The organism is Truepera sp. (assembly GCA_032027045.1).
Taxonomy (GTDB): domain Bacteria; phylum Deinococcota; class Deinococci; order Deinococcales; family Trueperaceae; genus JAAYYF01.
Map to the genome: position 1 here is coordinate 1,911,979 of JAVSMU010000001.1, position 15,309 is coordinate 1,927,287.

17 protein-coding genes are annotated in these 15,309 nt (G+C 69.7%); 7 read left to right on the forward strand and 10 right to left on the reverse strand.

The annotated features are described in order from the left end of the window. Positions 1-11: 11 nt before the first annotated feature. Entirely contained in the window at positions 12-2,222 is a 2,211-nt protein-coding gene (locus ROY82_08765) for a Mu transposase C-terminal domain-containing protein (protein MDT3682547.1), read from the reverse strand. After that, complete coding sequence (locus ROY82_08770) at positions 2,219-2,956, reverse strand: TnsA-like heteromeric transposase endonuclease subunit (GenBank protein ID MDT3682548.1); 738 nt, start codon at positions 2,954-2,956, stop codon at positions 2,219-2,221. Before ROY82_08770 ends, ROY82_08765 begins: the two co-directional genes overlap by 4 nt. Positions 2,957-3,549: 593 nt before the next feature. Between ROY82_08770 and ROY82_08775 the strand changes: the two genes are divergently transcribed. After that, positions 3,550-3,957 (forward strand): four-helix bundle copper-binding protein, encoded by a 408-nt coding sequence (locus ROY82_08775; protein MDT3682549.1) that lies wholly within the window; start codon positions 3,550-3,552, stop codon positions 3,955-3,957. Positions 3,958-4,024: 67 nt separating this feature from the next. Here ROY82_08775 and ROY82_08780 read toward each other — a convergent pair whose 3' ends face one another. From ROY82_08780 to ROY82_08805, 6 genes are all read right to left on the reverse strand, one after another. After that, positions 4,025-5,383 (reverse strand): polysaccharide pyruvyl transferase family protein, encoded by a 1,359-nt coding sequence (locus tag ROY82_08780; GenBank protein ID MDT3682550.1) that lies wholly within the window; start codon positions 5,381-5,383, stop codon positions 4,025-4,027. 391 nt (positions 5,384-5,774) lie between these two features. Beyond that, positions 5,775-6,428, reverse strand: a complete 654-nt coding sequence (locus ROY82_08785) for a helix-turn-helix domain-containing protein (GenBank protein ID MDT3682551.1) — start codon at positions 6,426-6,428, stop codon at positions 5,775-5,777. Between the two features lie 55 nt (positions 6,429-6,483). Beyond that, the gene (locus ROY82_08790; GenBank protein MDT3682552.1) at positions 6,484-6,921 is read right to left on the reverse strand and encodes a cytochrome c; all 438 of its coding nucleotides are present in this window, start codon (positions 6,919-6,921) and stop codon (positions 6,484-6,486) included. 117 nt (positions 6,922-7,038) lie between these two features. After that, positions 7,039-7,794 carry a DUF305 domain-containing protein gene (locus tag ROY82_08795; GenBank protein MDT3682553.1) on the reverse strand — a complete coding sequence of 252 codons (756 nt, stop codon included), beginning with the start codon at positions 7,792-7,794 and terminating at the stop codon, positions 7,039-7,041. Between the two features lie 100 nt (positions 7,795-7,894). Beyond that, positions 7,895-9,037 (reverse strand): HAMP domain-containing sensor histidine kinase, encoded by a 1,143-nt coding sequence (locus ROY82_08800; GenBank protein ID MDT3682554.1) that lies wholly within the window; start codon positions 9,035-9,037, stop codon positions 7,895-7,897. Then, positions 9,034-9,711 carry a response regulator transcription factor gene (locus ROY82_08805; GenBank protein ID MDT3682555.1) on the reverse strand — a complete coding sequence of 226 codons (678 nt, stop codon included), beginning with the start codon at positions 9,709-9,711 and terminating at the stop codon, positions 9,034-9,036. Before ROY82_08805 ends, ROY82_08800 begins: the two co-directional genes overlap by 4 nt. A 111-nt stretch (positions 9,712-9,822) precedes the next feature. Here ROY82_08805 and ROY82_08810 point away from each other — a divergent pair, with 111 nt between their 5' ends. Continuing rightward, positions 9,823-10,050 (forward strand): hypothetical protein, encoded by a 228-nt coding sequence (locus tag ROY82_08810; GenBank protein ID MDT3682556.1) that lies wholly within the window; start codon positions 9,823-9,825, stop codon positions 10,048-10,050. Positions 10,051-10,140: 90 nt separating this feature from the next. After that, on the forward strand, positions 10,141-10,608 hold the full coding sequence (locus tag ROY82_08815) for a DUF411 domain-containing protein (GenBank protein MDT3682557.1): 468 nt from the start codon (positions 10,141-10,143) through the stop codon (positions 10,606-10,608). A 99-nt stretch (positions 10,609-10,707) separates the two neighbouring features. Here ROY82_08815 and ROY82_08820 read toward each other — a convergent pair whose 3' ends face one another. Together ROY82_08820 and ROY82_08825 are read right to left on the reverse strand one after the other, a co-directional pair. Beyond that, a complete protein-coding gene (locus ROY82_08820; GenBank protein ID MDT3682558.1) occupies positions 10,708-11,160 on the reverse strand; it encodes a DUF305 domain-containing protein in 453 nt (150 codons plus the stop codon). Positions 11,161-11,228: 68 nt separating this feature from the next. Continuing rightward, positions 11,229-11,687 (reverse strand): cytochrome c, encoded by a 459-nt coding sequence (locus ROY82_08825; GenBank protein MDT3682559.1) that lies wholly within the window; start codon positions 11,685-11,687, stop codon positions 11,229-11,231. Positions 11,688-11,775: 88 nt separating this feature from the next. Between ROY82_08825 and ROY82_08830 the strand changes: the two genes are divergently transcribed. Genes ROY82_08830 through ROY82_08845 form a run of 4 tightly spaced genes read left to right on the forward strand, consistent with a single transcriptional unit; the run spans position 11,776 to position 15,296 of the window. After that, positions 11,776-11,976: a heavy metal-associated domain-containing protein gene (locus ROY82_08830; GenBank protein ID MDT3682560.1), complete on the forward strand. Its 201-nt coding sequence runs from the start codon at positions 11,776-11,778 to the stop codon at positions 11,974-11,976. Then, on the forward strand, positions 11,973-12,296 hold the full coding sequence (locus tag ROY82_08835; GenBank protein MDT3682561.1) for a metal-sensitive transcriptional regulator: 324 nt from the start codon (positions 11,973-11,975) through the stop codon (positions 12,294-12,296). The genes ROY82_08830 and ROY82_08835 overlap by 4 nt, the downstream gene beginning before the upstream one ends. Before the next feature lie 53 nt (positions 12,297-12,349). Further along, positions 12,350-14,854, forward strand: a complete 2,505-nt coding sequence (locus tag ROY82_08840) for a heavy metal translocating P-type ATPase (protein ID MDT3682562.1) — start codon at positions 12,350-12,352, stop codon at positions 14,852-14,854. 34 nt (positions 14,855-14,888) lie between these two features. Then, a complete protein-coding gene (locus ROY82_08845; protein MDT3682563.1) occupies positions 14,889-15,296 on the forward strand; it encodes a hypothetical protein in 408 nt (135 codons plus the stop codon). Positions 15,297-15,309: the final 13 nt, after the last annotated feature.

Sequence of the window (15,309 nt, forward strand, 5' to 3'; positions counted from 1 at the left end):
GGCGCCCCCCGCTAGACGCTGAAGTCATCGGGGTCCAGCACGGCGAGGCGCTTACGGGGCTCGCTCCCGGGCTCCTCAGGCTCAGGGTCGAGCTCGCCTGCGGCCGGGAAGCCCTGAACGGTCGCGCCTTCGGGCCCGAGTGAGCCCGCATTCTGCAGGGGCTCGTCGGGGCCGAAGAGGTCATCGAGGTCGGCTTCCGCGTCGGGCTCCATCACGCTGTCAACCTGCCGCTGGGGCGCGGCGCGCCGCCGCTCCTCATGCGCCTCGATGGTGCGCATGGCGTGCACGGCGGCAAGGCGGCGCTCCTTGCGACCCTCGACCTCCAGCGCCGCGATCCTATCCAGCAGGTCGTCGAGCGCCTGGTTCAGCTCCCTGCGGCGGTCCGCCGCCGTGGCGCCACCGCGCGCGATGACCAAGGACTTCGCGTAGCTGAGGGTGGCGTCGTTGAAGGGGCGATTGACGGGGGAAGCGCCATGCCGGGGGATGGCATGCCACTCGCCCAGCGTAGGATCGTGGAAGAACACCTCGGACAGGTCGCGGGGGTCGTAGCGGATCGGCCAAGCGCCGTCGCGGATGTTTGGGTAGGGCGAGGGCGCGTCGCGCCACTCGTCAAGGACCTCGCTGTTGTAACGCAGGCCGCGCAGGTCGATGCCGTAATGCTGGATCTTGCGCCACTCCGTCGGCAGCAGTTCGAAGTACAGGTTGGGATCTGGCAGCACGTACGTGAAGCCCGCCCGCATTAGCCCTTCCTCGTACATCCGATTGGGGCTCAGGTCCATCTTGGGAAGGTCGGGGATCTCGAGACCGTCGTGGGTGCGGTTCTGCCAGTAGGTGGCGACCCAGCCGGCGAACTCGGCTTCGATCTCGTCGATGAAGAAGAACGCTTCGCTTTCGACGTCCTTGCCGCGGGAGTACACGTCCGGGCCCTTGTAACCCTTGAGGTTCACCACGAAGTTATCGCGGATGGTGCGGAACAGCCGCTCCACCTGCGCCTTGTCCGTCGGGGTGTAGGGGCGGGCGAGCTGCAGGTCTATCCCAAGCCGCACGCACGCGTCCCGGAACGCCCGCGAGATGAACACGCGCCCCCGGTCCACCCACACGGCTTCCGGGTTGAGGAACGGAACCCCAGCCAGACCGCCTAGCGCTTGCCCGTCGAGGTTCTGATCCGCATCGCCCAATAGCTCGACCACGATGGCTTCCGGCAGGCCCACGTATGACCAGCGGGCGTTCTCTGGCCACCCGTTACGCATGAACTTGGGCCTCACCACGTCGTAGAGCAACAGCGCGGCGTCCACGCCCTTGGTGGAGACGGGCGTGAACCGCCACGCCACAAGCGAGTTGGTGTACAAGTCCATGGCGATGGTCAACTGCACCTGCACCCACTTGAAGGTCAACGGATCAAGAGCGAACGCGTCCAAGGAGGTCGAGTCGATCAGCACGACTTCGCCCGGACGCACCACCTGGAAGTAGCGGTAGAGGTTGCTAGGGCGGTTGGCGATGCTGCGGCGCGCCTTGGCCGCCCCGAAGGTGCCGCGCCCGGCCGCCATCCGGTCGACAAGCTTGTTGAACGTCTTCTCGGACGGCAACTCGACGGCTTCGTCCGGGAAGAAGTCCTTGAGCTTCCGCCTCGTGCGCCGCCGCAACTGCGTCTTGGGGATGTTCGACTCGTCCGTCAACTCGTCCAGCACCGCCCCGAGAGCCAACTTGACGCGGTCGTCCACCCGCGCGAAGTCCTTCAGCGGACTCAGTTTGCGCTCGTCCACGAGGCCCACTAGGCCGCGCTCCTCGTACTTCTGCTTGTAGCGCCAGAGCGTGCTGAAACCGATCCCCAACTCGCGAGCCTTGGCGGTAGTCCGCTGCCGCACGGTAGTGAACTCAGGATCGTATTGCGGACTCGGCTCATGTTCGAGCGCCAGCACCCTGGAGCCGTGCTGGAACCCGGTTAGGGCCTCCATGAGGTGCCGCTCCAGCTCCTCGGCTGCCCGCAGCAGTTCCGGCGGCACCGTATCCAGGTAGACGGGGCTCGACTCCCCCTCCCCGGGCTCAACGTCCGACAGGACCTTGAAGTCGGGCGCCTCGGTGAGGACGCCCATTAGGATCCGCGCCCGCTTGCCGCGCGGGTCCTGCACCTCGACCTCGCCGGCGTAGAAGCCCGTGATGGTCCAGGATTTTCCATCCCACCAGATCCTGGCGCCGACCTCGAGCTTCGCTCGGTACCTCATGCCATCAACTCGCTCGTAGACAGGTAGACCAGCGAACCTTCTTCAAGGATCGCCGTCATGTCGAACTTCAGGACCCGTTTCCAAAGGAGGTGGAATAACGCTGGGCGCGCCAGGAGCGGTTGCTCCATCTGGGCGAGCAGTTGGCGTACGGACACCGCTCCATCGGCACAGCCGCCGACCAACTCTCTCGCCGTCGCCTCGAACCGCGGTGGGCGGCGCCGGTACCCGGCCAGCCACTTCACGTTGGCGAGGTAAGTGTCATCGGGTTCGGTGCGCACCTCGAAACCCCACCCCAGGTGCTGGCACGCGACTTCCGTGCTCTCGAAAGCTCGCCGGTTCCGGCTCGCGCCTGCCTGCTCTGACCGCTTCACGTCCACCACCGTGACACCACCACCCTCTCGCCAAACCAGGAAGTCGGGCACGTGCCTAAACGTCTCCCCACTTCGCTCGAAATGAAGCATGAGAGGTTGGGCGAGTACGCCGATCACTTCGCCATCGAAATCGAAACCCATCAGGGTGAACATCTCGAGACGACTTTCGTAGGGCACGAGCTGGTTGAGGCCACTGAACCAGTAAAAGCCGGGAAGGTGGCCCTGCCCCTTGTAGGCGGGAATCTTGCGAATGGAGTGATACCCGATAAAGTCGCGGCCAGCAGCGTCGTTTATAGGGACCGTTTCGTGAAGCACGAGTCGGTTGTCAAGGAACGAAACTGAGATCTTCATGTGCGCCCCCAAGCCGCGTAATGTAAGGATACCTTAGATTATAAGGTACCGGCGCAGGGCGCAACTCGGCTGGTAGAGCCGAACCAAGCCTTACCCATGTCGGACGGCGAGGAAGCAGGCGTCGTCCCTGCCTGCTCGTTTGCGTTTGCCTTTGAGCCCGCCGTTACTGGGCACTCGCTTCAACGGTGAGAGAGCGAGGTGGCGTACGATCACCAGGTTCGCTTGCGCGTTCTCCTTCCGCGCACGGCTCCGGTCCTCACCGAACACGATGCTCAGCACGCAATGCAGGCCGTTGTCGATGCCCCGATGCCGCCGCACCGCGTACGCCACCTTCTCCGCATTAGTGTGGTTCGTGAGGAAGTAACGCTACTGCACGCTCACCTGCCCATCAGTAGTGCGCGTGCCGCGCACTTGGGCCACGCTGCGCAAGTCGCGCCAGGCGGCGCGCTCGCGGGCCTCCAGGCACTCCGGGTCGGTGCGCAACCAAGTTTCGCGCAGCTCGACTCGTCCGTGCCCTGCTGAAGCCGGACAAGGCGATTTCCGCCCCCCACACTCGTACCCCACTCCAATGTTTGCACCGCTAGTGTTTGTTCGGGAGGTAACCCATGATGCAAGCAGCCGACATGTTTCGAACCCACCCGCGCCAATCCCAGGTCGAAATCTCCGTGCTGGCGAAGTGCGTCGACGAATGCTACGCCTGCGCTCAGACCTGCACCGCCTGCGCCGACGCCTGCCTAGGGGAAGCGAACGTGGCTGAGCTGGTGCGCTGCATCCGCCTCAACGAGGACTGCAAGGCGGCGTGCCTCGCAACGGGCGAGATGCTCTCGCGCGTGACGGAGGCCGACTGGAGCGTCCTGCGCGCGCAGGTGCGGGCGTGCCTCACGGCCTGCCAGGTGTGCGGCGCCGAGTGCGAGAAGCACGCCGGGCACATGGAGCACTTCCGCGTATGCGCCGAGGCCTGCCGCGCGTGCGAGCAGGCGTGCCAGGCCCTGCTGGACGCCATCCCGGCCTGAGCCATGGACGCGAGGGTGTGCTGCGAGCCGTGCGCCCATAAGTCAATGCTGAAGATGCTTTGGCTCGTCAGGCGCTGACCTGCCCGAGCGACTCGAGGTGACCCGTCAGGCGGCGCGCTTCGGCCGCGCGGAGGGCCAACGCCGTCTCGATGGCCTCCTGCCAGCGCTGGCGTTCCGCGAGCACCCTCCGCGCCCGCTGCAAGATGGCGCTAACGTCAGCGGCCGTGGGCTGCTCGGCGAACACGTGGATGTCGGGGTAGCCGAGCATCTGCTGCACGCTGGCGGTCTTGTGCGAGTCGGCGCCCAGCAGCACGCCCGGCACGCCGCCCAAGCCCGCCAGGATGGCGGGGTGGTAACGGCCCGTCACTACCAGTTCGGCGTGCGCCAGGATTTCGGTGGCCACCATGACGTTGGTGTCCGCCGGCACCAGCGGCAGGCCCAGCTCGTGCGCCAGCTCCTCCAGGAAGGCGTCGCCCGTCGAGCTCACCGTCACCACCAGCGGGTACCCCAGCTCCGGCAGCGCCTGAAGCAGGCGCCGGTACGAGGCGGCCGCCCGCTTAGGGTCCTTGGCGGCCTCCGAGCTGCCGCCCACGCAGATGTACGGCCGTTGGAAGTCCCAGGTCCCCAGCCGATCGGGGCGTTCGTGGAAGGGAGTCAGGTACTCGGGGCGCGCCAGGAGGTCGCGCCCGCGCCCTACGCGCCCCTTCCAGGCGAAGACGCTGTCGGGTACGTAAACCGAGGCCACCTCGGGCGCCACCTCGCGGAGGAACGCCTGCGACCAGGGGTCGCGCGTCGTCACCAGGCGCGCCTGGGGCAGCAGCCGCCGGGTCGCCGCCACGGTGGCGGCGTTGCGGGGCCCGTTGGCCGGGTCGGCGACCAGCGCGTTGACGTAGGCGAAGGGCACGTCCGCCTCGTGCGCGAGCTGCATCACGGCCAGGTGGAAGCGCTGCTCCAGGCGCGAGGGGGTGGTGAAGATCATGCTCCCCTCGCCGTTGACGACCACCGCGTCCGCGCGCTCCACGCGCGCGATCCACTCCGCCAGCGGCTCGCGCCCTGAGCGGCGCCAGCGGCGCACCGTCTCGGCGGGGTCGTCGCTGACGGCGTCGCGGACGCCCAGGCGCTCCAGTGACAGGCGCGTGCGGCCGCCGCGCGCCAGGCCGGCCACGGCGAGCCGGGCGAGGGCCGGTTGCCGCAGGAGGCGGCCCGCCACCGGCCCGTCGGCCAGCGCCACGCGCGAGCGCACCTCGGCGTCCAGCACGCGGTCGGAAGGCGAGAGGCCGGCGGCGGCCATGAGTTCGAGCAGCGCCATGGTGGTGGCGCGGCTGCCCCAGTTGGCGTTGTCGCGGTTGTCCGACACCAGCAGCACGCGCGGCCCGGCGCCGGCCGCGGCCTGCTCGATCTGGGCGTCAGCGGCCGCCTGGATCACGACGCCCTCTCACGCTCTCGTTAGCGCGAGCGACGAGGGGCGCGCAACCAGGCAAGTGGGTGGCCGCAGGCCTGTGGGTGGGGCGAACCTTCCTATCGGTGGCATGTTGTCGTCCTGGTCGAGGCTACCACTAGCGGCCGCGCGGGCGCTGTGCGCTGGCGTCGGGGGCTCCCGCCGTGCGGGGCGCGAGTTGAGGTGAGCGCTCGCTGCGAAACGGTGCGCCTGATAGCCGCCGCCTCACCGCGACCAACGGCGCTCAATACCTGCTTGCCCTTCCTCCCAGGGGTGCCGTAAGGCCGCGCCCAATAGCGCGCGGGCCGACGCCTGGCGGGGGCGGTGAGCAGACGGCCGGGCACCGTCCGCGTTCATAGTCCAGCGGGCGGGAGTGCATCTAATGGACCTCGGCCCCGCTGGTAGTTGCGCTCGCCACCATGTCCTGCACGAACTGGGCGACGAACTCGTCCTCGCCGGCCTCGAGCAGCTCCTGCGGCGAGGTGCCCCCCAACTGCGGATGCGGCGACGTCAGCCACAGCTCCAGGCCCTCCTCGTCGGCGCCAACGAACCGCGCCAGGCTCTCGCGTATTACCTCCAGGGGTGACGCGCCCGGCAACTGTTCGACCGGCGCGAGGCGTTCGATCCGCACGCTGATCTGCGCCCCGAAAGCGTCGAGGATGCGCTGCGCCCTCTGGGTGCTGATGTTCCGGTAACCGTTGCGCTCGTCCCGGCAGACCAGCGGGGCGCTCGTGCCCAGCGCGGCGGCGAGGCGCTGCTGCGTCCACCCCCGCTGAGAGCGCAGTTCGGTCAGCCAGCGGCCGATGTCGGTTAGGCGGCTGAGCGGTTCGAGCTCCACTGGGCGCTCGCGTTCGTACGCCTCGACCTCCCTGCGGAGCTCCGAGTGATAGTCAAGGGCCGGCCGCATGAGGCGCTCGACCTCTTCGGCCGCCAGGTCGGCGCGGCTCAAGGCCTCCCGCAGTCGATCCAGGTGCTCGCTCTCGTCCCGCAAGCGTCGCGTGGCGCGGGCGTACTCCGCCGCCGTGGTGATCACCGCGTTCCTCCTAATCCGTTCCAGCCCTCCCAGAGCCATAGCCAGCGCGCTCCCGCTAGGGCGTCCCGCTCAGGCGCGCCTGCGCGGCGCGTTGCTGCGGCTTCCACCACTCCTTGATGTAGGCGATCACGTCCGTGACCTGCTCGTCGCTCCAGTCGGGGCCGACGGCTGGCATCATGAAGCCGCCCTGCCGGATCATGGCGGCGATCTGCGAGTCGGGGTGGTGCCAGGCGTGCATGGTGCCGTCCAGGGCTGGGATGCCGGCGCGCGAGTTGCCGGCGCCCGTGACGCCGTGGCAGGTGGCGCAGTTCGCCTGGTACGCCTGCTCGCCGCGGGCGATCTGCTCGGCCGGATAGGTGGGGTAGGTGAGCGGCCCGGAACCGCCGCTGCCGATGCGGGCGTAAACGGCGAGCATCACGATGATGACGACGCCCGATGCGAGGGCGATGGTGGATGGGCGCGGGCGGCGGCGTTGCTTGGGCTTTCGGGACAATGTCTTCAACCTCGTTCGGTGGGATGGCGGCCGCAGCGGCCGTACGGGCAGCGGGCGGGCTAGAGGAGTGGGGGCGGGTCGGCCGCTAGCGCGCCGCGACCGGACACGCCCCTGGCTTCAGTCGGCGGAGTCGGCCAGCCACGCCTGGTATTGGTGCACCTCGCCGGCTTGCGTGACGATGACGTCGCGCGCCAGGTCGCGCAGCTCCGCGTGCGTGGCGCGCTCGAGCGCGAGCTGGGCCATGTCGATGGCGCCCTGGTGGTGCGCGATCATCTCCGTCAGGAAGGCGGCATCCGGGTCTGGGCCTTCGGCCATGGCCGTCATCATGCCGCTCATCTCGGCGTCCATCGTCGCCGCCGAGGCGCCGTCGACCTCGGCGTCGTACCACGCGCGCAGCCAGGTGGTCATCTGCTCGATCTCGGGCGCCTGGGCGGCCTTGACAGCGCGCGCGGCGGCCAGCACCTCGGGGTCGTCGCCGCGCTCGAGCACCCAGTCGGCCATGGCGATGGCGCCCTGGTGGTGGGCGATCATCATCGACATGAAGGCCACCTCGAACTCCTCGCCAGCCAAGCCTCCCAGCTCTGTCGTGCCGGCGGCGCCGTGCATCATGCCCGGCGTCTGACCGGCGGGCATCCCGTGCATCTGGGCCATCATCTCGTGCATCTGGCGCATCATGCCGCTTGGCATGTGGCCCATCATGGGCCCGTGCATGCCGCCCATCGCGTCGGCGCCCATCATCGCGCCACCCATCCCCATGGGGGCGGCGCCGGGGGGCGTGGTCGTGCCGGGCGGGTGGTGGTCGGGGTTGGCGAGGGCGGTGGTGGTCAGCGCGGCGGCGAGCAGCGCGGCGAAGAGTGTCTTGCGGTGCGTCATGGCGCTCCTCCTGTCGAGGAGCATGTTCGGGCGCGCGCGTGAACCGGCGATAACGCCCGTGTAAGGTTTCGGTAAAGCCGCCCAGGACGCGGAGCGGCGCTCAGCCCGCGTCCGGCGCCCGCGGCAGCGTGAACCAGAAGGTGCTGCCCTGCCCCAGGCGGCTGCTGACGCCGATGTCGCCGCCTTGGCGCTCCACTAACTGCTTGGCGAGCGTGAGCCCGATGCCGCTGCCGCCGCCCTCCTGCTGGGCGCGCGCCTGGTCGCCGCGGTAGAAGCGGTTGAACACCAGGCTGAGCTGCCCCTGTGGGATGCCGCCGCCCGTGTCGCTGACCTCGAAGCGCACCCACCCCTCGCCAACCGCGTAAACCGCAAGCTTGACCCGGCCCCCGGCAGGCGTGAAGCGCAGGGCGTTGGCCACCAGGTTGGTGAGCACCTGGCCGCTGCGCTCGGCGTCGGCCCATACGCGAACGTCGGGCGCGGCCGCCACCTCCAGCGTCACGTCCTTGGCCTCGAAGCGCGGCCGGAACGCCTCCGCCACGGCATCGAGCAGGGTGACGGCCGCCACCTCCGCCGGGTGCAGGTCGACCTGGCCGGTCTCCACGCGCGACAGCAGGCTCAAGTCGTCCGCCAGGCGCTCCAGCCGCTGCAACTGCCTCCGGGCCGGCGCCGCCAGCTCCTCGGGCGCGAACACCCCGTCCTCGAGGCCCTCCAGGTAGCCACGCAGGTTCGACAGGGGCGTGCGGAACTCGTGCGCCACGTCGGCCATGAGCTGCACGCGCCGCTCCTCGCTCTTCTCCAGCGTCGCCGCCATGGTGTTGAACGCCGCCGCCAGCTCCCCGATCTCGCCCGGCGCCCGCTGCGTCAGACGCTGGCTGTAGCGCCCGCCGGCGATGCGGCCGCTGGCGCGCGTCAGCGCCCGCAGCGGCCGCACCACCCGCCGCGTGACGTAAAGGCCAACCATAGTGGCGGCAGCCCCGGACGCCACCAGCGCCCACAAGAGCGACTGCGTCAGGGCGCGCCGGAAGCCGGCCGTCAGGTCGTCGGCCATGGCGTCGAGCGTCTGGTCGCCGTGGGCGTGCAGCGACTCCATCATGGCGTCCACGTGGCGCTGCAAGAAGTAGGGCGCCAGCGCTTCGCCCGCCAGGAACATCGTGCCCAGCGCCACCACCACCACCACCAGGTAGGAGGGCAGCAGGCGCCAGTAGAGGCTCGAGCGGGGCGGCCGGGTCATCGGGCTAGTCATGCCACCTTGTAGCCGACGCCGCGCACGGTCACCAGCAGGGCGTCCGCGCCCACGCTGGCGAGCTTCTGGCGCAGGTTTGAAACGTGCACGTCAACCACGCGGTCGACGCCGGTGAAGTCGGGGCCCCACACGCGCTCGATGAGGTCGTTGCGGCTGAACACCCGCCCCGGCGCGCGCGCCAGCGCGAACAGCAGGTCGAACTCCAGCGTGGTCAGCTCCACCTCGCGCCCCGCGAAGCTCGCCTGGCGCTGCAGCGGATCGACGCGCAGGCCGCGATGCTCCACCGCCTCGTCCGCCTCCGCCACCTCGCGCGCCTGGCTGCGCCTCAGCACCGCGCGCACGCGCGCCACCAGCTCGCGCGGGCTGAACGGCTTCACCACGTAGTCGTCCGCGCCCAGCTCCAGCCCCACGATGCGGTCGCTCTCCTCGCTCCTGGCCGTCAGCATGATGACGGGCGTGCGCTGTGCGCGCCTGAGCGCGGTGAGGAACTCGGGGCCGGCCACGCCCGGCAGCATCCAGTCGAGCACCACCAGGGCCGGCGGCGCCGTAAGCGCCGCTTGCAGGCCGGCGGCGCCGTCGTGCGCCACCTCGACGGCGTAACCCTCGCGCGTCAGGTAGGCGCTCACCACCTGCGCGGCGTCAGCGTCGTCCTCCACCACCAGGATGCGGCTCATGACCACCAAACTAACACCCGTTTCCGGGACACCAATCCGCCCAACGCGACTTTACGCGGACCTTACACGACGCTTAAGCGACCGAAACAACCGGCCGCTACCGTGGACGACATGAGCGCGCCGCTGACGCACATGGCACCCCACGGACTATGGATGCTTCTTGGCACCGTCGCCCTGGTGCTGCTGGCGCTTGGCCTCCTGCGCGCGCTCTTCCCCGACTTCTCCCGCCACGACATCAGCACCGCCCCCGGCGCCCAGCCCGACCGGCAGGCGCCAAGCGCGGTGGAGTCGGCGGCCGGCGTTACCGCCGCGGAGCCGCCGCCCGGACGGCGGGGCTGAGATGCCGCGCGCAGAAGAGGTTGCTTCTCGGTTGCTAACGCGCGGGAGCGGCGCAGGCCGCCCGCGACGAGGAAGGCTAGGTGCACCAACGTGAAGAGATGGCTACTGACACTGACCCCGCTGCTAGCGCTGGCGGTGACCGCCACCGCGCTGCTGGGCGGCCAACCCGCCCACGCCGCGGTCCCGCTGGCGGGCCTGCAGGTGACCGTCACCAAGTCCCCCTGGTGCGGCTGCTGCGGCGACTACATCGAGATCCTGCGCGAGCGCGGGATGGAGGTGACGGTGATCGACACCGAGGACACCGCCGGCGCCAAGCTGGCCCTCGGCGTGCCGCCCACCACCTGGAGCTGCCACACCACCGAGGTCGACGGCTACGCCGTGGAAGGCCACGTGCCCCTGGAGGCCATCGAGCGGCTGCTGAGCGAACGCCCCGCCGTGACCGGCATCGCGCTGCCCGGCATGCCCGCCGGCTCGCCCGGGATGAACGGCGTCAAGAGCGCGCCGTTCCAGGTCGTCGCCTTCGACGCCGGCGGCGTGCGCCTCTTCGGAAACTACTAGCAGTGCGATAAGCAGCAGAGAGAGCGGTCGCTTGCTATTGCCGGATCAGGTTGCTGTTCTCAACCGTCGGCGCCAGATGGAGGGCAGTCGTTCAGCGCGCTAGCGAGATAGCCGCTCCAGGATGCCCTCCATCTGGGCGATCTCCTCACGTTGCGCGCGGATGATCTCCTCGCAAAGCTGAACGGTCTCCGGGTCTCGCAGCGTGGCCTGCTCGCAGTTCTTGATGGCTATGGAGTGGTGCGGGATCATCGACAGGGAGAGCTGCGCGTCGCCCACGAACGCCTGCGTTCGGATAGCGGTGAACGCACCCAGGAACACCAACGTGCTAACGGTATAAAGCACCGCGTTGAGGCGCTTGTTCTTGAACATGTGCCGCATCGCGACGAGCATGACGACGATCATGGGCGCCACCATCACCACGGCCATGTAGAAGCGGTTCAAGTTGAGGTGAATGTGCTCGAACGCGGCCACGCCCACGTAAGTAAGGGTCCACATGATCAGGAAGTGAATAGCGACGGCGAGCCCTAGGGTCGCGTACGGCCGGTCCTTCACGGGGCACCTCCGATGTCCGCTCCTGGAGGTTAGGCGCAATGCCGAGACCGAGTCAGTGACCCTAGAACTCAAGGAGTGGCTGGGTTCGCTTCCGACACCTCGTGCTGATAGGCGCGCTGGCGCGGTTCCCACCACTGCTTGACGTAGGCCAGTACCGCCGTCACCTGCTCGTCGCTCCACTCGGGCGCCACCGCCGGCATGTACACGCCGCCCTCGCGGATGTAGCGCGCGAACAAGCTGTCGGCATGGTGCCACGCGTGCATGCTCCCGTCCAAAGCCGGCACCTCCGCCGCCGCGTCGCCCTCGCCGGCTGGGCCATGGCACGCGCTGCAGGTGACGCGGTATAGCGCCTCTCCCGCCGCCACTTGCGCCGCTGAGTAGGTCGGGTACTCGTAGCGCACGCGCGCCGGCGGCCAGCCGAACGGCCTGAACCACACGATGACGTTGGCCACCACTCCCGCCGCGACCAGGAGGCCGATGAGCCACCACCGACCAGCGCGTTTACGTCGTGAACCTTGCGTTCGCATGCTCGACTACATCCTTCCATGACATTCGCTCTGCTATACTAACCACATGCCACCCCCCCTGGGGTGGGGTAAAGCCTAGGAGGCGAAGATGAACAAGCTCATCATCGAAGGCATGACCTGCGCGCACTGCCAGGCGTCCGTCAAGAACGCACTCGAGGGCGTCCCCGGCGTCACCAGCGCCGCCGTCGACCTGAGCGCCGGCTCGGCGCGGGTCGAGGGCGACGCCGACGTCCAGGCGCTCATCCGCGCGGTCGAGGAGGAAGGCTACAGCGCGCGGCCCGCCACGTGAGCTCGGCAGCCGCGGGCGGCGCCGAGGCGACCACCACCGCGGAGCACCTGCACCTCGACCCCGCCACGCGCGAAGATGTTCAGCTCCGCCTGAAGAGCGCCCGCGGCCACCTGGACGGCATCCTGCGCATGCTCGCGGACCCGGACGTCTACTGCGTCGACATCCTCAAGCAGGTCAAGGCCGTGCAGGGGGCGCTGGCGCGCGTCAGCGACGCCGTGCTCAGGTCGCACATCCGCGACCACGTCGCCACCGCCAGCCAGCGCGGCGACACCGAGCACATCGTCACGGAACTGATGGAAGCCCTCAAGTACCGCACCTGAGCGCCGGGCGACGTGAAAGCGTCGCCCGCCTCGCATAGTGAACAGGAGAAGTCATGGAAAGCGTAAGCCTGGGGATCCGCGGCATGACGTGCGCGAGCTGCACCGCGCGCGTCGAGCGGGCCCTGACCAAGGTGGCGGGCGTGAGCGAAGCCACCGTCAACCTGGCCACCGAGCGCGCCAGCGTGCGCTTCGACGCCCAGCAGACGGGCGTGCCCGCCCTGCTCGAGGCGGTCGCGCGGGCCGGCTACGACCCGGTGACCGAACGCACCAGCCTGGCGGTGAGCGGCATGACCTGCGCGAGCTGCACGGCGCGCGTCGAGCGTAGCCTCAAACGCCTCGACGGCGTCGTCGACGCTAGCGTCAACCTGGCCACCGAGCGCGCCAGCGTCACCTACCTCCCCGGGCTGCTGACCCCCGCCGACCTGAGCGCGGCGGTGACCGCGGCCGGCTACGAGGCGCGCGAGGCGGCCGCGAGCGGCGAGCGCGTCGACCGGGAGCGCCAGGCGCGTGAGGCGGAGGTGCGCGCCCTGCGGCGCGACGTCGTCCTCGCTGGCGCCCTCACGCTGCCGCTGGTGGTGTTCGTGATGCTGCCCATGCTGGTGCCGGCGCTGGAGGCGCGGCTGCTGGCGCTGGTGCCGGCCCAGGCGATCAACCTCGTCTCGTTCGTGCTCGCCAGCGTGGTGCAGTTCGGGCCGGGTCGGCGCTTCTACCGTCCCGGCTGGAACAGCCTGCGTCGCGGCAGCCCGGACATGAACAGCCTGGTGATGCTGGGCACCAGCGCCGCCTACGGCTACTCGGTGGTCGCCACCTTCCTGCCGCGCCTGCTGCCGGCGGGCACGGTGCACGTCTATTACGAGGCGTCGGCGGCGATCATCACCCTCATCCTGCTCGGTAAGTACCTCGAGGCCATCGCCAAGGGCCGCACCAGCGAGGCCATCAAGAAGCTGCTGGGCCTGCAGGCGAAGACGGCGCGCGTGGTGCGCGCCGGTCAGGAGCTCACCCTGCCTGTCGACCAGGTCGTGCCCGGCGACGCCGTGCTGGTGCGCCCCGGCGAGCGGATCCCCGTCGACGGGCGCGTGCTGACGGGCGCGTCGTTCGTGGACGAGTCGATGATCACCGGCGAACCCATCCCCGCGCGCAAGGCTACGGGCGACGAGGTGGTGGGCGGCACGGTGAACACCACCGGCGCCTTCACCTTCGAGGCCACCAAGGTCGGCGCCGACACCGTGCTGGCGCAGATCATCAAGATGGTCGAGGACGCCCAGGGCTCCAAGCTGCCCATCCAGGCGCTGGCCGACAAGGTCGTCAGCGTCTTCGTGCCCATAGTCATCGTCATCGCGCTCGTCACCTTCGGTGTGTGGATGCTGTTCGGCCCCGAACCGGCCCTCACCTTCGCGCTGGTGAACACCGTGGCGGTGCTGATCATCGCCTGCCCCTGCGCCATGGGCCTCGCCACGCCCACCAGCATCATGGTCGGCACCGGCAAGGCCGCCGAGCTGGGCATCCTCTTCCGCAACGGCGCCGCGCTGCAGACGCTGCAGGAGGCCAAGCAGGTCGCCCTCGACAAGACCGGCACCCTCACCAAGGGCAAGCCCGAGCTCACCGACCTCGTCACCCTGCCGGGCTTCGACCGGCTCGAGGTGCTGGCCTTGACCGCCAGCGTGGAGCAGGCATCCGAGCACCCGGTCGCCCAGGCGATCGTGGACGCTGCCACGGCGCAGGGCGCCGCCCTAGGCGGCGCCGACGCGTTCGAGGCGGTGCCGGGCTACGGCGTGGAGGGCCGCGTGAACGGCCGCCTCGTGCAGGTGGGCGCCGACCGCTACATGCGGCGCCTGGGCGTCGACGTGACGGCGTTCGCCAGCGACGCCGGGCGCCTGGCTGACGAGGGCAAGACGCCCCTGTACGCCGCCGTCGACGGCCGGCTCGCCGCCGTCATCGCAGTCGCCGACCCCATCAAGGACTCCACCCCCCAGGCCATCGAGTCGCTGCACGCGCTCGGCCTGCGCGTGGTGATGATCACCGGCGACAACGAGCGCACCGCCCGCGCCATCGCCCGCCGCCTGGGCATCGACGAGGTGCTCGCCGAAGTCCTGCCCGACGGCAAGGTGGAGGCCGTGAAGCGCCTGCAGGCGCAGGGCGGCAAGGTGGCGTTCGTGGGCGACGGCATCAACGACGCGCCCGCGCTGGCGCAGGCCGACGTGGGCCTCGCCATCGGCACCGGCACCGACATCGCCATCGAATCCGCCGACGTGGTGCTGATGGCCGGCGACCTGCGCGGCATCACCAACGCCCTCGCCCTCTCGCGCAAGGCCATCACCAACATCAAGCAGAACCTATTCTGGGCGTTCTTCTACAACACCGTGCTTATCCCCGTCGCCGCCGGCGTGCTCTACCCGGCCTTCGGCATCCTCCTCAGCCCCATCCTGGCCGCCGCCGCCATGGGCCTCTCCAGCGTCTTCGTGCTCACCAACGCCCTGCGCCTGCGCAACTTCACGCCCCCCATCACCAGCGCCGCCCACCCGGGCGGCGCGCCGGCTGCGCGGCTGGCCGCCGCGTGACGCCGTGACGGACCCAAGCCCCGAAGGAGACACCATGCAAACCGCACCGCAGACGCTCGGCCAGCTCGTGGGCAGCTTCAAGGGCTCCCGCGAGCTCGTGCGCGACCGCCACGCCTTCCTGCAGCGCAGCGCCGGCAAGCACGACGTCCCGCAGCTCGCCGGCCTGCCCATGCTGGGCCTGGGCGGGAGCTGCGGCAAGCCCGGCTTCCAGCTCCCCTACGTGGTGCGCTTCGACGACGCGAAGCTCGAGCGGCTCGAGCGCACCGCCGCGCGCTTCGGCATGTTCGTCGAGTACGGCGCCTACCCCCACCTCAAGCTCGAGGACGGCGGGCAGGAGATCGCCGCCGTGCAGGACTGGACCACGCTGACGCTCGTGTTCCTACGCCCCTCCTACGAGCGCAAGGAGGAGTTGCTGACGGCGATCAGCCAGGCGCTCGCCTGACTCCCGGCCAGGG

Bases quoted from the DNA above. Each gene is read 5' to 3' on its own strand.
- ROY82_08810 (MDT3682556.1), top strand. From the start codon at position 9,823: ATGAGCGCGCCGCTGACGCACATGGCACCCCACGGACTATGGATGCTT.
- ROY82_08775 (MDT3682549.1), top strand. From the start codon at position 3,550: ATGATGCAAGCAGCCGACATGTTTCGAACCCACCCGCGCCAATCCCAG.
- ROY82_08800 (MDT3682554.1), bottom strand. From the start codon at position 9,037: ATGACTAGCCCGATGACCCGGCCGCCCCGCTCGAGCCTCTACTGGCGC.
- ROY82_08795 (MDT3682553.1), bottom strand. From the start codon at position 7,794: ATGACGCACCGCAAGACACTCTTCGCCGCGCTGCTCGCCGCCGCGCTG.
- ROY82_08765 (MDT3682547.1), bottom strand. From the start codon at position 2,222: ATGAGGTACCGAGCGAAGCTCGAGGTCGGCGCCAGGATCTGGTGGGAT.
- ROY82_08845 (MDT3682563.1), top strand. From the start codon at position 14,889: ATGCAAACCGCACCGCAGACGCTCGGCCAGCTCGTGGGCAGCTTCAAG.
- ROY82_08805 (MDT3682555.1), bottom strand. From the start codon at position 9,711: ATGAGCCGCATCCTGGTGGTGGAGGACGACGCTGACGCCGCGCAGGTG.
- ROY82_08825 (MDT3682559.1), bottom strand. From the start codon at position 11,687: ATGCGAACGCAAGGTTCACGACGTAAACGCGCTGGTCGGTGGTGGCTC.
- ROY82_08840 (MDT3682562.1), top strand. From the start codon at position 12,350: ATGGAAAGCGTAAGCCTGGGGATCCGCGGCATGACGTGCGCGAGCTGC.
- ROY82_08830 (MDT3682560.1), top strand. From the start codon at position 11,776: ATGAACAAGCTCATCATCGAAGGCATGACCTGCGCGCACTGCCAGGCG.